Here is a 17,752-nt window from a genome sequence, read left to right as displayed (position 1 = left end):
CTCTACCGACAGGCAGATTCTTGACTACATTCGCAGAACTCGGCGTCGCGTCCGACATCATCGACGCGCTCGCGACCAAGGGCATCATCGATGCCTTCCCCATCCAGGAGCAGACGATCCCCCTCGCCCTCTCCGGCCAGGACATCATCGGCCAGGCCAAGACCGGCACGGGCAAGACCTTCGGGTTCGGCCTCCCGATCATCCAGCGCCTCGGCGACGACCCCGAGCCGGGCGTCAAGGTGCTCGTCGTCGTGCCCACGCGCGAGCTGTGCGTCCAGGTGACCGAAGACCTCGAGCTCGCCACCTCCAACCGACCGACGAAGATCGTGTCCATCTACGGCGGCAAGGCGTACGAGGGCCAGATCGAGCAGATCAAGGCCGGCGCCCAGATCGTGGTCGGCACGCCCGGCCGCTTGCTCGACCTCGCCTCGCAGCGCCTCCTCTCGCTGAAGAACGTCGAGGAGATGGTCCTCGACGAGGCCGACAAGATGCTCGACCTCGGCTTCCTCGCCGACATCGAGAAGCTGTTCGCGCAGACCCCGGCGAACCGCCACACCATGCTCTTCTCGGCGACCATGCCCGGGCCGATCGTCGCGCTCGCGCGCCGGTTCATGTCCAAGCCCATCCACATCCGCGCGACCGACCCCGACGAGGGCCTCACGCAGGCGAACATCAAGCACCTCGTCTACCGGGCGCACTCGCTCGACAAGGACGAGGTGATCTCGCGCATCCTCCAGGCCGAGGGCCGCGGCAAGACCGTCATCTTCACGCGCACGAAGCGCGCTGCGGCCAAGCTCGTCGAAGAGCTCAACGACCGCGGCTTCAACGCGGCCGCGGTGCACGGCGACCTGAACCAGGACCAGCGCGAGCGCGCCATGGCCGCGTTCAAGGCCGGCAAGAAGGACATCCTGATCGCCACGGATGTCGCGGCGCGAGGCATCGACGTCGACGACGTCACCCACGTGATCAACCACACCATCCCCGACGACGACAAGACGTACCTGCACCGCGCGGGCCGCACCGGCCGCGCGGGCAAGACCGGCATCGCCGTCACGTTCGTCGACTGGGACGACCTGCACAAGTGGGCGCTCATCAACCGCGCACTCGAGTTCGGCCAGCCCGAGCCGACCGAGACGTACTCGTCGAGCCCGCACCTGTTCACCGACCTCGACATCCCGGCCGGTACCAAGGGCCGGCTGAAGCCCGCCGCCCCGACGGCCGCCCCGACGCGCTCGAGCACCGCCGGCCGGAGCGAACGCGACGGCGACTCCGCCCGGGCACCCCGCAGCACCCGTTCGCGGCAGCGCACGCGCGGCGGCCGCAGCGAGGGCGACACGGCCTCGGCCGCGTCGACGGGCAGCACCGAGCCCGCGGCATCCGCACCCGCCTCCGGCGAGACCGCGACCGCGACCCGCGAGCCCGGCACCGGCACCCACGACGGCGGCGGCAGCGAGCACCACGACGGCAACGCCGCCCCGCGTCGGCGCCGTCGTCGCCGCGGTCCGCGTCCGGCCGGATCGACCGGCGGAACGGCGCCGCAGGCCTGACCTCGGGCGCGACCGCGCACGACACGAACGACGCGAAGAGCGGATGCCGCGAGGCATCCGCTCTTCGTCGTCTCGTGACCGATGCTCCCCTCGACGACACCTCGGCGCGGTCAGGGCAGCACGGGCGACGTTCCGGTGGCCTCGGCCACGATGCGCGCGACGACCTCGCCGGGCGTGCGTTCCTGGCCGAGGCGATTGGTCTTGCCGGTGCCGTGGTAGTCGCTCGACCCGGTGACGGCGAGGCCGAACTCGGCGGCGAGGGCGTGCAGGCGCGGCTTGGACCCGGGGTCGTTCTCGGGGTGGTCGATCTCGAGGCCGAAGAGCCCGGCGTCGACGAGCTGTCGCAGGCGCTCCCGCGGCACGACGTGCTCGGCGCCGCGCGCACCGGGATGCGCGAGCACGGGCACGCCGCCGGCCGCGCGGATCAGGCGCACGCCCGTGAGCGGGTCGGGGGCGTAGTGCGGGCTCGCATAGCCGTGCCGCGGATGCAGGATGCCGGCGAAGGCCGCCGACCGCGTCGACACGTGGCCCCGGGCGACGAGGGCGTCGGCGATGTGCGGACGCCCGACCGTCGCCCCCACGGCGGTCTGGGCGAGCACGTCGTCCCACGTGAGCGGGTAGTCGCGCGCGATGCGCCGGACGATCTGCTCGGCCCGCGTCATGCGCGACTCGCGGATGCGGGTGGTCTCGGCGAGCAGCGCCTCGTCGAAGGGGTCGAAGAGGTAGGCGAGCACGTGCACGCTCGTGTACTGCTCGCGCGTCGACAGCTCCATGCCCGGGATGAGGGCGACCCCGCTCGACGGCACCGCGGCCGCCGCCTCGGCCCAGCCGGCGGTCGAGTCGTGGTCGGTCAGGGCGATGGCCGACAGGCCGACCTCGGCCGCCTCGGCGAGGAGCTCGGCCGGGGCGCCCGTGCCGTCGGACACCGTCGAGTGCACGTGCAGGTCGGCCTCACCGATCACGGATGCCGACGACGAAGCCATCCCACCATGCTAGGGCCGCGCCCGCGGGATTCGGCTCCGCCATAGACTCGTCCCCTAGCTTGGAGGGATGCTCCCCCGCATCCTCGGCTGGATCCTCGTCTCCGGCTCCGCGCTCCTCGCCGCCCTCCTGCTCTGGCCCCAAGCGCTCGGCCTGCAGAACCAGTGGGTGTTCGCGCATGTCGTCGCGCTCCGCGGCGTCGCCGGACTCGGCGCGCTGGTCGCGGCGGTGCTCCTGCTACTGCTCGCCTTCGCGCGTCCGCTCCGCACCGTGGCGTTCGGGCTCGCGGCGGTGTGCGCGCTGTTCGCGGCGGGCAACGCGGCGGTGCTCACGGCGCGCGGCTTCGCGTCGACGGAGGCGGCCGGCGACGCGGCATCCGACGCCGTCACGGTGCTGAGCTGGAACACGCTCGGCGAGGTGCCCGACGCCTCCACCGTCGCCGACCTCGCCCTCTCGGAGTCGGCCGACGTCGTCGTGCTGCCGGAGACGACCGGCCCGCTCGGCGAAGACGTCGCGGTCGCGATGCGGGAGGGCGGCAGCCCGATGTGGGTGCATACGGCCGCGTTCGACGACGTCGCGAAGGCTCGCTCGACCACCATCCTGATCTCCCCCGACCTCGGCGACTACGAGGTGACCTCCGCGCTCGTGCCCGGCCCGCCCGGCAACACGAACACGCTCCCCTCGGTGGTGGCCGACCCGGTCTCGGGCGAGGGGCCGCGCATCGTCGCGGTGCACGCCGTCGCGCCGATCCGCTGGGAGCTGCGCAACTGGCGCAGCGACCTCGACTGGCTCGCCGAGCAGTGCGCGGGCGGCAACGTCATCATGGCGGGCGACTTCAACGCCACGGTCGACCACTTCGCCGGTCGCGGCACCAACGGCGGCGACCTCGGAGACTGCGCGGATGCCGCGGTGCAGGCGGGTTCCGCGGGCCTCGGTACCTGGCCGACCGACCTGCCGCAGCTGCTCGCGAGCCCGATCGACCACGTGCTCGCGACCCCGGGCTGGCAGGTCGACGCGTTCCGCGTCGTGGGCGAGCTCGACGCGGCCGGCAGCGATCACCGACCCATCGTCGCGACCCTCTCGCCGTCCGCCTGACGCCTTCGGGGATCGCCCAGCCCGGTCTCGACGAGCGGTGCGAGAATGGAGGCATGGACTCCAGCGACACCTCAACGACCGAGACCCCGGCAGCGGCGACCGCCGACGAGACGGGCCGCAACGCGAACCGTTCGACCACGCCCGGCTCCGAGGGGTTCAAGGACTTCATCAGCAGCGGCTGGGCCGCGCGCGACGAGGCCCTGCCGCCCGCGCGGGAGCAGGCCGCCTACGCGGCACGGCGGCGGGCGGCCGTCTCCGCGGCGTTCCGCGGCATCCGTCTGATCGTGCCCGCCGGCGACATGAAGCAGCGGGCGAACGACACCGACTACCCGTTCCGCGCGCACACCGCGTTCGCCCACCTCACCGGGTGGGGCTCCGACTCCGAGCCGGGTGCGGTGCTCGTCTTCGAACCGACGGGCGACGGCCACGACGCGACCGTCTACTTCCGCGAGCGCGCCGGGCGCGACTCCGAGGAGTTCTACGCGAACCCCGCCATCGGCGAGTTCTGGATCGGGCCGCGCCCCTCGCTCGAGCACGTCTCGGCCGACCTCGACGTCGCGGCCCGCGGCCTCGACGAGTTCGACCGCGTGATCGACGCCGTCGACACGGCGACGCTCGTGCTCCGCGAGGCCGACGCCGCGATCACCGAGCGCGTCGACCACGCCCGCATCCGGTTCGCCGCAGAGGAGGCGCTGTCGACGAACGCGTCCGACGCCCCGTTCTCACTCGAGGTGGGCGGCGATCACGAGCCCGACGCCGAGCTCGCGCGGGTGCTCTCCGAGCTGCGGCTCGTGAAGGACGAGTTCGAGATCGCCGAGATGCGCGCCGCGGTCGACGCGACGCAGCGCGGGTTCACCGACGTCTTCGCCGAGCTGCCGCGCATCACCTCCGAGGTGCGCGGCGAGCGCGTCATCGAGGGCGTGTTCTCGACCCGTGCGCGTCTCGAGGGCAACGACGTCGGCTACGGGTCGATCGCCGCCGCGGGGCCGCACGCGACCATCCTGCACTGGACCCGCAACGACGGGCCCGTCGTGCCCGGCGATCTCGTGCTCCTCGACGCCGGCGTCGAGCTCGACAGCTACTTCACGGCCGACATCACGCGCACCTTCCCCGTCAACGGCACGTTCTCCGACGTGCAGCGCCAGGTCTACGAGGCCGTGCTCGAGGCTGCGGATGCCGCGTTCGAGGTCGTGCGTCCCGGCGCGGTCTTCCGCGACGTGCACGCGGCCGCGATGGCCGTCATCGCGCGCAAGACCGCCGAATGGGGCTTCCTCCCCGTGTCGGCCGAGGAGTCGCTGCGACCCGAGAACCAGTTCCATCGGCGATACATGGTGCACGGCACGAGCCACCACCTCGGCCTCGACGTGCACGACTGCGCGCAGGCGCGCCGCGAGATGTACATGGACGGCGAGCTGAAGGCCGGCATGGTCTTCACGATCGAGCCCGGCCTCTACTTCCAGGCCGACGACCTCACGGTCCCCGAGGAATTCCGCGGCATCGGCGTCCGCATCGAGGACGACATCCTCGTCACCGCCGACGGAGCCGAGAACCTCTCGATCGGCATCCCCCGCACCGTGGCCGAGGTCGAGGCGTGGGTGCAGGGCGCCGCTCGCCGCTGATCCGTCGGCGACCCCGGGCGACCGAACCGCTCAGGCGTCGTCGCCCGCCCGCCGGCGCTCGCGCTCGGCCTTGCGGGCGGCGTCGAGCGCCTCGCCGTAGGTGAGCCCCTGCGGTTCGGCGGGTTCGCCATCACCCGCGGCATCGGGCTCGCCCGAGGAGTCGGATGCTGCCGCGTCGGAGGCCGCGGCGTCGGATGCCTCGCTCGCACCGTCTCCGCTCACGGAGGCGGCACCCGCGGTCGCGGCATCCGACCGCTCGCCGTAGCGGGGAGCCAAGGTCTGCGTCGGCGCCGATGGCTCGGGCGTGCCGCCCGAGGTTCGGGTCGGCAGCGCCGGCTCCGGGACATCCGTCACGTGCAGCACCTGACGTGCCCGCTCGACGTGCGCGGTCTCGGCGACGATCGAGTACCGGGTCGCGAGCACCTGCGCGATCGAGGTGAAGTCGCGGCGACGGCGGTTGACCGAGTACGACACGACGCTGAAGATCATGCCGAAGCCGGCGCCGATGAGCACCGCGGAGAGCAGGATGCCCACCGACGACGGCGAGGGCGCGAAGATGAAGAACAGCAGGCCGAGGAAGGTTCCGAACCAGGCACCCGAGAGCGCGCCGGTGCCGGCCGCGCGGCCCCACGTGAGCTTGCCCGTGATGCGCTCGACGCTCGTGAGCCCCGTGCCGACGATCGCCAGCTCCTTCACGGGGAACTCGGCCTTCGCGAGCGCATCGACGGCGGACTGCGCCTCGGCGTAGGTCTCGAAGGTCGCGACGGTCTCGCCCTGCGGCAGTGTGGGGAAGGCGCGGGCCATGCGTCCGCCGAACGGCGATTGGTTGCTCACCCGTCCATCCTCCCACGGGCTAAGTTTGTACCGTGAGCGCAACGAGAGTCTTCGTCGCCCGACTCGCCGGGTGCGCCGTCTTCGACCCCGCCGGCGATCGGGTCGGAAAGGTGCGCGACGTCCTCGTCGTCTACCGCAAGAACGATCCGCCCCGCGTGGTCGGCCTCATCGTCGAGGTCCCGGGCAAGCGCCGCGTGTTCCTCTCCATCGGGCGCGTGACCTCGATCGGCAACGGCCAGATCATCACGACCGGGCTCATCAACCTGCGCCGCTTCGAACAGCGCGGCGGCGAGGTGCGCGTGATCGCCGAGATGCTCGGCCGCAAGGTGCGCTTCAACGACGGCTCGGGCGAGGCCTCCATCGAAGACGTCTCGATCGAGGAGCAGGAGCAGGGCGAGTGGGAGGTCGAGCAGCTCTTCGTGCGCCGGCCCAAGGGCGCCTCGCCGTTCTCCAAGGGCCAGTCCGCCTACGTCACCTGGCGCGAGGTGAGCGAGAGCGCGCGCACCGGCGAGGCCCAGTCGGCCGAGCACCTCATCGCCACCTACTCCGAGCTGAAGCCCGCCGACCTCGCCAACACGCTGCTCGACCTGCCGGTCGCACGGCGGCAGGAGGTCGCCGAGGAGCTCTCCGACGACCGGCTCGCCGACGTGCTCGAAGAGATGCCCGAGGCCGACCAGGTCGAGATCCTCGGCGGCCTCGGCGACGACCGCGCCGCCGATGTGCTCGACCACATGCAGCCCGACGACGCGGCCGACCTCATCGCCCAGCTCCCCGAGGAGCGCGGCGAGCACCTGCTCGAGCTCATGGAGCCCGAAGAGGCCGAAGACGTTCGCATGCTCCTGTCGTACGGGCCCGACACGGCCGGCGGCCTGATGACCACCGAGCCGATCATCGTCTCGGCCGATGCGACCGTCGCCGAGGGCCTCGCCCTCATCCGCCGCCACGACCTGCCCCCCGCGCTCGGCGCCGCGGTCTGCGTGACCCTGCCGCCGTACGAGGCGCCCACGGGCCGCTTCCTCGGCATCGTGCACTTCCAGCGCATGCTCCGGTACCCCCCGCACGAGCGGCTCGGGACGCTCATCGACCAGGGGCTCGAACCGGTCGGCGCCGACACCTCGGCGGCCGAGGTGAGCCGCATCCTCGCGAGCTACGACCTCGTGTCGGTGCCGGTCATCGACGAGAAGCACCGCCTCGTCGGCGTCGTGACGATCGACGACGTGCTCGACTACCTGCTGCCCGACGACTGGCGAAGCCATCCTGAAGACGAAGACGAGGTGAGCAAACGCGCCACCGCCCGTGCGCAGCTGACGACGGGCAGCATCCCGATCCCGACGAGCGGAAGGAGGGCAGGAGATGGCACGAGGTAACGACGAACGTCGGTTCGACACCCCGAAGGGCAGCCGTCGCGCCCCGTTCCGCAGCGGCGGCGACAGCGACCGGTTCGGCCGCTTCACCGAACTCGTCGCGCGCGGCATGGGCACGCCCTGGTTCCTCCTCGGCCTCACCCTGTTCTGCGTGCTCTGGCTCGCGTGGAACACGCTCATGCCCGAAGACCTCCGCTTCGACTCGGCCGCCAACGGGTTCACGGCCCTGACGCTCGTGCTCAGCCTCCAGGCCTCCTACGCGGCGCCGCTCATCCTCCTCGCGCAGAACCGTCAGGACGACCGCGACCGCGTGCAGATCGAGCAGGACCGCCAGCGGGCCGAGCGCAATCTCGCCGACACCGAGTACCTCGCGCGCGAGGTCGTCGCGCTGCGGCTGGCCGTGAAGGACCTGGCTTCGAAGGACTTCATCCGGTCCGAGCTGCGAGCCGTGCTCGAAGAACTCGACCGCGCTCAGGCCGACCGTGCCGGCGACGAGGATTCCGCGAATGCCGCGCCCCGAGGCTGACGCGGCCGGCGACGTGCTCGAGGCCGCGGTCCTCCGCGCGCTCGGGTCCGTCATCGACCCCGAGATCCGCAGGCCGATCACCGAGCTCGACATGGTCGGATCGGTCTCGGCCGACGAGCGAGGCCGGGTGGCCGTCGTCATCCGCCTCACCATCGTCGGATGCCCCGCATCAGACCGTATCGAGCGCGATGTGCGGCAGGCCGCCGAGGCGGTGGCCGGCGAGGGCGCGGTCGACGTGACGCTCACCGTGATGACGCCCGAGCAGCGCACCGCGCTCACCGAACGCCTGCGCGGCGGCAAGGCGGCCCGCGGCAACCCGTTCGGCCCCGGCACGCTCACCCGGGTCGTGGCGGTCACCAGCGGCAAGGGCGGCGTCGGCAAGTCGACCCTGACCGCGAACCTCGCGGTGGCGCTCGCCGCTCGCGGCCTCTCGGTCGGGCTCGTCGACGCCGACGTGCACGGCTTCTCGATCCCGGCGCTGCTCGGCCTCGTCGACGAGGACGGGCTCGCGGCGCGTCCCACGCAGGTGAACGACATGATCCTGCCGCCCGTGGCGCACGGCGTGAAGGTCATCTCGATCGGCATGTTCGTCGAGCCCGCCGAACCCGGCGCGCGTGCCTCGTCCACGGCCGTGGCCTGGCGCGGCCCGATGCTGCACCGCACCCTCAACCAGTTCCTCACCGACGTCTACTTCGGCGACCTCGACGTGCTGCTCGTCGACCTGCCGCCCGGAACGGGCGACATCGCGATCTCGCTCGGCCAGCTGCTGCCGAACGCCGAGGTGCTCGTCGTCACGACCCCCCAGCCGGCAGCGGCCGACGTCGCCGAGCGGTCGGGCGTCGTCGCCCGGCAGACGGGGCAGCGCATCATCGGCGTCGTCGAGAACATGGCCGGCCTCCCGGGCGCCGACGGCACCGTGCTCGACCTGTTCGGCTCCGGCGGCGGCGAGGAGGTGTCGCGCCGTCTCTCCGAGGGGCAAGACGAGGCGGTGCCGCTCATCGCGAGCGTGCCGCTCAGCATCGCCCTGCGGCAGGGCGGCGACGCGGGCGAGCCCGTCGTGGCCGGCTCCCCCGACGACCCGGCCGCCCGCGCCATCGAACGGGTCGCCGAGGCCATCGCGACGCGTCCACGCCGGCTCTCGGGCCGCCGGCTCGACGTCTCGGTGCGGTGATCCGGATGCCGCGCGCCACCGCTTCCCGCAGCGGCCGGCGTGCGGCCGGGCGGCGCCCGCGCCCCGCGACCGGGCTCGTCGCGACATCCGGCCGCGCGGTGCCCGCCGCGGTGCTCGCCGTGGCGCTCGTCTCCTGCGCGACGTCGACACCCGAGCCCACGACCGCTGCCGCCCGGCTGCCCGACGGCCTCACCACGAGCATCCTGCAGAGCAGACAGGACGTGGTCGACGGCCGCCTCGTGGTGGAGATCGACAACGCGACGGGCGCCGACCTGTGGTTCTCCTCGTTCGATGTCGAGGCGCCGGGCCTCGAGCCCGGACTGCACTTCGAGGGCCCGCGCACGATCCCCGCCGGGCGGTCCGTGCAGTACCGCGTCGACCTCACGCCCGCACGCTGCGACGGCGACCCCGGACCCGCCGAGGTGACGCTCACCGTGGTCGCGACGGGCGACGACGAAGCGGGGGCCGCACCCGAGGCCGGCGCTGCGGCGACCGGTACGATCGAGGCCGACGACCCCTACGACACGCTCCCGCGCCTGCAGAACTCCGGATGCCTCACCGCCGCGGTCGAGCGCGTTGCGAGCTTCACCCTCGCCGACCGCCTGCGGTCGACCGGTTCGGGCGTCGACCGGCGCGCGTTCCTCGACATCGAGGTCGAGCCGACCGGTGACGGCGACGCGTCGGTCGATCTCTCGGAGGTGCTCGGCACGACGCTGCTGTCGGCCGAGGACGGCCTGAACTGGTCGACGACGACGGCGCACATCGAGGCATCCGACGCGCCCACGACGATCTCGCTGCCCGTGCGCCCGGCAAGGTGCGACCCGCACGCGGGCGCCGAGGACAAGCGCGGCACCATCCTCCCGCTCGTCATCACGACGAGCGAGGGATGGTCGGGGCAGTACGAGGTGCGCGCACCCGCATCGCTCAAGGCCGACCTGTTCGCCTACTTCACCGAACGCTGCGGACTGCCCTCGACCTGAGGACGGCCCGCACCGTGCAGGTCGCCCGCCCCGGCGCGGAACTCAGCCGCGAGGCTCGACCACGCGCGCCAGCAGCTCGACGAGGAGGCGCCCCGTGAGCTGCGACGGCAGCGCCTCGACGAGCGCGAGCACGGGAGCCATCTGCGCGGGAAGCCCGCCGCCCTCGCCGCCGAGCAGCCCGATGGCGCCCAGCAGACCGGCCGCGGTGTCGGAGTCGAGGCCCGCGTCCGAGGCCAGCAACGGCTCGAGGCCGCCGGGCAGGGCGTCGGCGAGGCCCGCGAGCACGAGTTCGCCGTCGACCTTCGGCACGCCGCGCACCGCGTCGGCGGCGACCACGAGCGCGGCCGCCAGTTCGGGCACGACGTCCTCGGTCACCGGCGTGACGGTGAGGTGCGTCGTGTGCGGCAGGCGAGAGCCGTCGGCCTGCACGATGCCGGGCTGCAGCTGCAGGAACCACCCGGCCTGGCGCGCGGCATCCGCCCAGTGATGCGGATCGACGCGAAGGTGCTCCTCGACCCGCTCGTCGGTCGCGACCGCGAACAGCGGGCCCGTCGGCCGGCCGACGACGCGGAGGCCCTCGATGCCCTCGACCGTCTCCCGCAGCGCGGCCGTCGCCCGCGCCGTCTTCGCCGACAGCGACGCGAAGCCCTCGTCGCCGAGCACCTCCGTGATCGCCCAGGCCGCCGCGAGCGGACCCGCCGGCTTCGATCCCGTCATCGTCGGGTTCACGACGGGATACCCCGGCCACCCCGTCGTGCGGAAGTACTGGTGCCGCTGACGATCGCGCCCGCGCGTGAGCAGGACCGACACGCCCTTCGGCGCGTAGCCGTACTTGTGCAGATCGGCCGAGAGGCTCGTGACGCCCGGCACCGCGAAGTCCCAAGTCGGCAGGTCGTCGGGCCAGAAGCCGAGCGCGAAGCCGCCGATGCACGCGTCGACGTGCAACGCGATGCCGCGCGCACGGCACACCGCCGCGACATCCGCCACCGGGTCGAGGGTCGCGAACGGGTACGACGGGGCCGATACGACCACGAGCGCGACATCGTCGCCCAGGCGATCCTCGATCGCGGATGCCGCGAGCGTGCCGGTCTGCGGATCGACGGGCACGAGGTCGAGCGCGAGCCCGAAGTACTCGGCCGCCTTGTGGAACGCCGCGTGCACCGTGATCGGCGCGACGATGCGCGGGACGCGGGGCGTGCCCGCGCGCACCGAACGCCAGGCGTCGCGCGCCGTCTTCACGGCGAGCAGGCAGCTCTCGGTGCCGCCGGAGGTGACCGTGCCGACGACGACCTCGGCCGAATCGGAACGGTCGGCCCCGTCGGCCCCACCGACCCCGTCGGCCTCGCCGTGGAACACCCGGCGCGCGAACCCGACGATGCCGGCCTCCATCGCCGCGACCGAGGTGAACGTCGTCGGGTCGAGTCCGTTGACCGGCTGCACGAGGCGCGCCGCCCGAGCCGAGAGCTCGTCGAGCTCGGCGAGTCCGGAGTCGTACACGTACGAGAGCACGCGTCCGCCGTGCGTCGGGGCATCGCCCTCGCGCAGCGCCGCGAGCTCGGCCAGCACGTCTTCTGGGTCGCGTCGGAATCCGTTCATGGTCACATCGTCTCCTGCGTGTCGTTGCGGGGTGTCGGGGCCGTGGCCGAGGGGTCGGTGTCGGCGGCATCCGCCTCGATGTCGTGACGGCGCAGCCCGTACCGCGCGAGCGGCAGCAGGCTGAGGAACACGAGCACCGCGGGCACGGCGCTGAAGCTCACGGCGATGCCCGCCACTGCGGCGTCGGGCTGCTCGACGACCGTCGAGCCCGTCGATTCGAGGTAGCCGGTGAGCGCGAGCACGATCGTGAGCACCGTCGCGCCGAGCGCCATGCCCGCCGTCTCGCCCGCGGTCCAGATGCCGCCGAAGCTGCCGGCACGGCCCTCGCCGTGCTCGCGGGCGTCGTGCGAGATGACGTCGGGCAGCATCGCCATGGGCAGGGTCTGCATGCCCGCGTAGGCGGCGCCGGCGAGCGCGACGGGCAGGTACACCCACGCGCCCGGCGCCCAGATCATGCCGACCATGCTGAGTGCGGCGACCGCGAACAGCAGGCTCGCCCAGCGGAACGCGCGCTCCTTGCCCACCGCGCGGGAGATGCGGCTCCACACCGGGGCGCAGAGCACGGCGGGCGCGATGAGGGCGACGAACAGCAGCGTGAGCGCATCCTCGCTGTGCAGCACCCACACCGCCACGTAATTGGCGCCCGCGAGCATGACGCCGGTCGCGAGGCCCTGCAGCACGAAGGTCGCGAGCAGGGCCCGGAACGGGGCGCTCCGGCGCAGGGCCGCGATGCCCTCGGCGTACGCCGCTCGGATGCCGAGGCGCGGCGCCTGCGCAGCGGGGAGCCCGCGCGGGGCCGTCGTGACCGCGACCAGCATGCCCGCGCCGATGACGACGCCCGCGACGAGCGCCATGACGAGATACCCGAGCGCCTCGTCGTCGCCGCCCATGCGGCGCAATGCCGGACCGCCCGCGCCGAACAGCAGGATCGCGAGGCTCAGCACGACGACCCGCCAGGAGAGCAATCGGGTGCGGGCGTCGTAGTCGGACGTGAGCTCGGCGGGAAGCGCGATGTACGGCACCTGGAACAGGCTGAACGCCGTCGCCGTCGCGAGGAAGGCGAGGAACACCCAGACGCCGGATGCCGCGGGGCCGAAGTCCGCGGGCACGGCGAACGTGAGCAGGAACCCGACGGGCAGCGCGATCGCGCCCACGCGCATCCACGTGCGGCGCGTGCCGGTGCGGGCGAGCGCACGGTCGCTGTGCTCGCCGATCCACGGGTCGATGACGACGTCCCACACCTTCGCCGCCGTCACCACGAGTCCCGCGACGAGTGCGGTGACACCGAGGGTGTCGGTCATGTAGAAGACGAGGACGAGTCCCGGCAGCGTCGCGAACCCGCCGGTGCCGAGCGAACCGATGGCGTAGCGGGTGATGACGCCGCGGGAGAGGGGGCGCTCCGTTGCGGTCATGGAGGCAGTGTAATCGGCTCCGGAGACCGGATCGGACCAGAGTGGGTCAACTGTCCTAGAATGTCCGACATGCGCGCCACCCTGGCCTCCCCCGACCTGTACGCCCGCCTCACCGCCGAGATCGTCGCTTCGGGCGACCGCACGGTCGAGGTGCCGACGCCGTCCACCGGCGAGACGCTGCACCTGCTGCCGCGTTCGAGCGCCGAGGACGTGCACGACGCGACCGCACGCGCCCGCATCGCCCAGGTGGCGTGGGCCAGGGCCGGCTTCGCCGAGCGCCGACGCATCCTCCTCCGCGCGCACGATCTCGTGCTCGCCCGGCGCGAGCTCCTGCTCGACCTGATCCAGCTCGAGAGCGGCAAGACCCGCGGGCAGGCGTTCGAAGAGGTCTTCCAGGCGGCGAGCGTCACGCGCTACAACGCCGTCACCGCCCGCAGGGCGCTGCGCGGCGGCGCACGCCGCGGCGGCATCCCCACCGTCATGACCGCGAGCGTGCGGTACCGGCCGAAGGGCGTCGCGGGCGTCATCACCCCCTGGAACTATGCGCTGAGCCTCGCGGCCATGGACGTCGTGCCTGCCCTCGCTGCGGGCTGCGCCGTCGTGCAGAAGGCCGACGACCAGGGCGCCCTGTCGATCCTCGCGCTGCGACGCGCGTTCATCGACGCCGGGGTGCCCGAGGCGCTCTGGGCCGTCGTCACGGGCGAGGCCGCCGAGGTCGGCGAAGCGGTCACGGATGTCGCCGACTACATCTGCTTCACGGGGTCGACGGCGACCGGCCGCAAGGTCGCCGAGAAGGCCGGCCGGCGCCTCGTGGGCGCCTCGCTCGAGCTCGGCGGCAAGAACGCCCTGCTCGTGCTCGCCGACGCCGACCCCGTCGACGCGGCCCGGGGTGCGGCGCACGCCGCGTTCTCGGCGATGGGCCAGCTCTGCGTCTCGGTCGAGCGCCTCTACGTCTCCCGTCGGGTGGCCGGGCCGTTCCAGCAGGAGCTCGTCGCTCGACTGAACGACGCGGTGCTCGGCTCCGAGCTCGAGTACCGGGCCGATTACGGCTCGCTCACGAGCGCCGCGCAGCTCGCTCGCGTGCAGGGGCACCTCGACGACGCGGTCGCCAAGGGAGCGACCGTGCTCGTGGGCGGCCGGCACCGCCCCGACCTCGGTCCGTGGTTCTTCGAGCCGACGGTGCTCACCGGGGTCACCCCCGACATGAGCGTCTACGCAGACGAGACCTTCGGCGCGATCGCCTCGCTCTACCTCGTCGACGACGACGCCGAAGCCGTCAGCGCCGCGAACCGCAGCCAGTACGGGCTCAACGCGTCGATCTTCTCGGGTTCGCTGAAGCACGCCTCGCGCGTGGCCGACCAGCTCGAGGCCGGCAGCATCAACATCAACGAGGGCTACCGCGGGTCGTTCTCGGCCGTGGCCGCGCCCATGGGCGGGGTCAAGCAGTCGGGCGTCGGCCGGCGCAACGGCCACGAGGGCCTGCTGCGCTTCGTCGAGCCGGTCACCGTCTCACGCGCGACGGGCCTCGTGCCGCTGCCGCGCACGGCCGCCGAGTACCGCACGCTCGTGCCGGTCATGACGCTCGTCGCACAGGCGCTGAAGGCGATCCGCCGGGCCTGACGCCGTGCGCCGCACCCGGCGCAGCACGACCGCGCCATGCGCGGCATCCCCCGACTCGCGCCGTGCGCGGATGCAGGAAACGAGGCGCCATCCCGGCTGACAGGAGGGGATGCCTCCCAGTTTCCTGCACGGCGGTCACGAACACGGCACGGCGACCACGAAGCGGCTCGGCCGTCGCGCGGCTTGGTCGCAGGCGACGCGCACCGATCAGGTGGCCTCCGAGTCGAACGGCGCGACCTCGCCCGCGCCGAGGGCGTCGCGCTTGCGCTTGCGCTGGAGGTACGCCGAATTCTCGTTGACGCCGGCGCGTGCCACGACCGGCTTCGCGGGCTCGGCGAACGGGTCGGCGTCGCTCAGCGCGTCGCGGATGATGCGGCGCGGGTCGTACTGACGCGGATCGAGCTTCTGCCAGTCGACGTCGTCGAACTCTGGGCCCATCTCCTCGCGCATGCGATCTTTGGCGCCGTTCGCGAAGTCGCGCATCGAGCGCACGAACTTTCCGAGCTGGGCGGCGTAGTGGGGCAGACGTTCGGGACCGAGCAGGAAGACGGCGATCACCCCGATGATGAGGAGTTTCTCGAACGTCAGACCGAACATCCATACAGGATAGTCGGCGGCGAGGCGTGCGATTCACACGCGGACCGGGCCGTAGGCTTGGGCGTTGAGAGAGTGCCGGGAGCCCCATCGTGTCCGAACGTGACCTGAACTGGAAGTACGTCGACGAGTCCGTCGTCGAGACCGAAGCGGTCGCCCGCGCCCGGCAGCAGTCCGTCGAGCTCGGCATCGATCCCGTCTCCCCCTCCGTCGGCGCCCAGCTCGCGGTCATCGCGGCCGCCGCTCGCGCGGAGTCGATCATCGAGATCGGCACGGGCGTGGGCGTCTCGGGCCTCAGCATGCTGCAGGCCGCCCGGGGCGCGCTCCTGACCTCGATCGACACCGAGAACGAGTACCTGCAGGCCGCACGCGAGAACTTCGCCGACGCGGGCATCGCGGCCGCGCGTGTGCGCCTCATCGCCGGCCGGGCCAGCGAGGTGCTGCCGCGCATGAACGAGAACTCCTACGACCTCGTCGTCATCGACGCCGATCCCGGCCTCGTGATCGAGTACGTCGAGCACGGGCTGCGCCTCGCGAAGCCGAGCGGCACGGTCCTCGTCGCACGCGCCCTCTGGCGGGGTCGCGTGTCCGACCCGGCCCGCCGCGACGAAGAGGCCACGGCGTTCCGCGCGCTCATCTCCGAGCTCGCCGCCTCGCCTGCGGTCGCGACCGCGGTCTCGCCGGCCGGAGACGGCCTGCTCCAGATCGTCAAGCTCGGCGCCTGATCGGCGCCTTGCAGCGCCTGATCGGCCCCGAAACCGAGCCCGAAACAGGGGCAGGGCGCGAACCCGAACGGACCCCGGACGTGCCTCGAGCCGAGCACCGCACTGCGGGCTCGGCTCGAAACCTATGGAACTGATCAGGCCGGGTTGACGACGCCGGCGAGCACGTCGTAGAGCTCCTTGGCCTCAGCGTCGTTGACCGAGACGACGAGACGGCCGCCTCCCTCGAGCGGAACCCGCACGATGATCAGACGCCCCTCCTTCACAGCCTCCATAGGCCCGTCTCCGGTGCGTGGCTTCATGGCCGCCATTGAGCTACCCCTTTCGTGGCTGTCTCATTCCATTATCGGTCATTCGAAGCACTCCTGAGAAATCGCCGTGAGCCTGTGGACGACATCGGGCGCCACGAGACCCGGCGGCGCGGCGTCGGCAGAGGCCCTCCCGGCGTCTCAGGGCGGGGTCCAGTCGCTGCCGTCGATGCCCCACGCGATGAGCAGCCATCCGACCTGCAGCGCGAGGAACACGATCACGATGCCCCAGCGATACCAGCGGGCCCGCGGGATCGCGGCGGCTCCGAGCAACGGGAACAGCGGCGAGGCGATGCGGAACACGCTCGACTGCGGAAAGAACACGGCCAGGAGGTAGAGCGCGTAGCTCAGCGACCAGAGCCGGATGTCGACGCCGAGACGGCGCACCGCCGGGGAGAGCAGCACGAGCGCGAACGCGACGACGAGCGCGACGACCGCGATCGTGCCGAGGGGTTGTCCGAGCCACCATCCGCCCGACTGGAACCAGGCCGTGAACGGCACGAGCTCGCCGTAGCCGATGTACGCGGCGCGCCAGGCGAGCTCGGTGTCGGTGTAGGCGTGCAGGTCGCCGGTCACGGCGCCCGCCACGAGCAACCAGGCGAAGCCGCAGATCACGGCGAAGCCGGTGACGGATGCCGCGAGCACGCGTTCCCGCATCGGGAACGGGTCGTCGTGCCGACGCCACCACCGCCAGAGCCAGTGCAGTCCGAGTGTGAGGGCGAAGGCCAGCGCGCCCGGCCGCGTGAACGACCAGACGGCGATCACCGGGAACAGCCACGCGTACCGGCGGTCGACGAGGAGGAGCAGCGCGGTCGCGAGGAGCAGGTATCCGAGCGCCTCGGCGTAGCCGAACTGCATGATGGGCGCGACCGGCGCCACGCAGAAGAGCACGACCGCGAACATGGCCCGGTCGGGCGCGAGGAACCGCGACATGAGGCGATGGAACACGAGCGCGGCGCCGAGCCCGGCGGCGAGCGAGACGAGCACCGAGGCGACGTTCCACGGGATCTGGAGCCACGTCAGCGCGCCGACGACGGCCGGATAGACCGGCATGAACGCCCAGGCGTTCTCGGCGACGTGCCCGTCGTCGGTCAGCGGGAGCACGCTCGGATACCCCGCGAGCTGGATGATCTGGTACCAGCGGGCGTCCCACATGTTCGCGAACTCGAAGTAGCCGGGCTTCGCGGCCGTCCACGGGTTCGCCCCCTGCACGCTCGCGAGCGTCGTCACGAAGACGGTCGTCACGACGCGCGAGGCCGCGTACACGAGCAGCACCCGCAGCCACCACGGCGAGACACGCCAGCGCACCCGGGGCGACCACCGGGTCAGACGGAACGGGTCGGGTTCGCGCGCCGTGTCGGCGGTCGCGTCGGTCATGCCGCG

General features: G+C 72.5%; 16 protein-coding genes. 9 read left to right on the top strand and 7 right to left on the bottom strand.

Translation table 11 applies throughout. The features are described 5' to 3' along the window. Positions 1-20: 20 nt before the first annotated feature. Positions 21-1,547, top strand: a complete 1,527-nt coding sequence (locus GQQ92_RS01865) for a DEAD/DEAH box helicase (protein ID WP_156997535.1) — start codon at positions 21-23, stop codon at positions 1,545-1,547. Positions 1,548-1,657: 110 nt separating this feature from the next. Here GQQ92_RS01865 and GQQ92_RS01860 read toward each other — a convergent pair whose 3' ends face one another. After that, positions 1,658-2,530 carry a PHP domain-containing protein gene (locus GQQ92_RS01860; RefSeq protein WP_156997534.1) on the bottom strand — a complete coding sequence of 291 codons (873 nt, stop codon included), beginning with the start codon at positions 2,528-2,530 and terminating at the stop codon, positions 1,658-1,660. 67 nt (positions 2,531-2,597) lie between these two features. Between GQQ92_RS01860 and GQQ92_RS01855 the strand changes: the two genes are divergently transcribed. Both GQQ92_RS01855 and GQQ92_RS01850 read left to right on the top strand, forming a co-directional pair. Further along, entirely contained in the window at positions 2,598-3,623 is a 1,026-nt protein-coding gene (locus GQQ92_RS01855) for an endonuclease/exonuclease/phosphatase family protein (RefSeq protein WP_156997533.1), read from the top strand. Between the two features lie 53 nt (positions 3,624-3,676). Continuing rightward, complete coding sequence (locus GQQ92_RS01850; protein ID WP_156997532.1) at positions 3,677-5,242, top strand: aminopeptidase P family protein; 1,566 nt, start codon at positions 3,677-3,679, stop codon at positions 5,240-5,242. 30 nt (positions 5,243-5,272) lie between these two features. Here the strand turns inward: GQQ92_RS01850 and GQQ92_RS01845 are convergent, their stop codons facing one another. Beyond that, positions 5,273-6,076, bottom strand: coding sequence for a general stress protein (locus tag GQQ92_RS01845; protein ID WP_232057429.1), 804 nt, complete (start codon positions 6,074-6,076; stop codon positions 5,273-5,275). Positions 6,077-6,108: 32 nt separating this feature from the next. Here GQQ92_RS01845 and GQQ92_RS01840 point away from each other — a divergent pair, with 32 nt between their 5' ends. Genes GQQ92_RS01840 through GQQ92_RS01825 form a run of 4 tightly spaced genes read left to right on the top strand, consistent with a single transcriptional unit; the run spans position 6,109 to position 10,117 of the window. Further along, complete coding sequence (locus GQQ92_RS01840) at positions 6,109-7,443, top strand: magnesium transporter MgtE N-terminal domain-containing protein (protein ID WP_156997531.1); 1,335 nt, start codon at positions 6,109-6,111, stop codon at positions 7,441-7,443. Beyond that, positions 7,430-7,966, top strand: coding sequence for a DUF1003 domain-containing protein (locus GQQ92_RS01835; RefSeq protein ID WP_156997530.1), 537 nt, complete (start codon positions 7,430-7,432; stop codon positions 7,964-7,966). The genes GQQ92_RS01840 and GQQ92_RS01835 overlap by 14 nt, the downstream gene beginning before the upstream one ends. Next, on the top strand, positions 7,947-9,137 hold the full coding sequence (locus GQQ92_RS01830) for an Mrp/NBP35 family ATP-binding protein (RefSeq protein ID WP_156997529.1): 1,191 nt from the start codon (positions 7,947-7,949) through the stop codon (positions 9,135-9,137). The genes GQQ92_RS01835 and GQQ92_RS01830 overlap by 20 nt, the downstream gene beginning before the upstream one ends. A gap of 5 nt (positions 9,138-9,142) precedes the next feature. Then, complete coding sequence (locus GQQ92_RS01825) at positions 9,143-10,117, top strand: hypothetical protein (protein ID WP_156997528.1); 975 nt, start codon at positions 9,143-9,145, stop codon at positions 10,115-10,117. Positions 10,118-10,159: 42 nt separating this feature from the next. On the opposite strand, the gene GQQ92_RS01820 is transcribed toward GQQ92_RS01825, so the two are convergent. Continuing rightward, positions 10,160-11,713 carry a pyridoxal phosphate-dependent decarboxylase family protein gene (locus GQQ92_RS01820; RefSeq protein ID WP_156997527.1) on the bottom strand — a complete coding sequence of 518 codons (1,554 nt, stop codon included), beginning with the start codon at positions 11,711-11,713 and terminating at the stop codon, positions 10,160-10,162. Between the two features lie 2 nt (positions 11,714-11,715). Beyond that, positions 11,716-13,125: an MFS transporter gene (locus GQQ92_RS01815; protein ID WP_156997526.1), complete on the bottom strand. Its 1,410-nt coding sequence runs from the start codon at positions 13,123-13,125 to the stop codon at positions 11,716-11,718. A gap of 69 nt (positions 13,126-13,194) precedes the next feature. Between GQQ92_RS01815 and GQQ92_RS01810 the strand changes: the two genes are divergently transcribed. Continuing rightward, complete coding sequence (locus tag GQQ92_RS01810; protein WP_232057428.1) at positions 13,195-14,745, top strand: succinic semialdehyde dehydrogenase; 1,551 nt, start codon at positions 13,195-13,197, stop codon at positions 14,743-14,745. Between the two features lie 207 nt (positions 14,746-14,952). Here GQQ92_RS01810 and GQQ92_RS01805 read toward each other — a convergent pair whose 3' ends face one another. After that, the gene (locus GQQ92_RS01805) at positions 14,953-15,342 is read right to left on the bottom strand and encodes a sec-independent translocase (protein WP_156997524.1); all 390 of its coding nucleotides are present in this window, start codon (positions 15,340-15,342) and stop codon (positions 14,953-14,955) included. 89 nt (positions 15,343-15,431) lie between these two features. Here GQQ92_RS01805 and GQQ92_RS01800 point away from each other — a divergent pair, with 89 nt between their 5' ends. After that, positions 15,432-16,064, top strand: a complete 633-nt coding sequence (locus GQQ92_RS01800; protein ID WP_156997523.1) for an O-methyltransferase — start codon at positions 15,432-15,434, stop codon at positions 16,062-16,064. A 134-nt stretch (positions 16,065-16,198) separates the two neighbouring features. On the opposite strand, the gene GQQ92_RS01795 is transcribed toward GQQ92_RS01800, so the two are convergent. Together GQQ92_RS01795 and GQQ92_RS01790 are read right to left on the bottom strand one after the other, a co-directional pair. Next, entirely contained in the window at positions 16,199-16,372 is a 174-nt protein-coding gene (locus GQQ92_RS01795; RefSeq protein ID WP_022890614.1) for a DUF3117 domain-containing protein, read from the bottom strand. A gap of 138 nt (positions 16,373-16,510) precedes the next feature. After that, complete coding sequence (locus tag GQQ92_RS01790) at positions 16,511-17,746, bottom strand: hypothetical protein (RefSeq protein WP_156997522.1); 1,236 nt, start codon at positions 17,744-17,746, stop codon at positions 16,511-16,513. Between the last annotated feature and the right edge of the window lie 6 nt (positions 17,747-17,752).

The organism is Agromyces terreus, from assembly GCF_009749465.1.
Classification (GTDB): domain Bacteria; phylum Actinomycetota; class Actinomycetes; order Actinomycetales; family Microbacteriaceae; genus Agromyces; species Agromyces terreus.
Note: the sequence above shows the minus strand (reverse complement) of the source record. Positions and strands in the feature narration are given on the sequence as shown.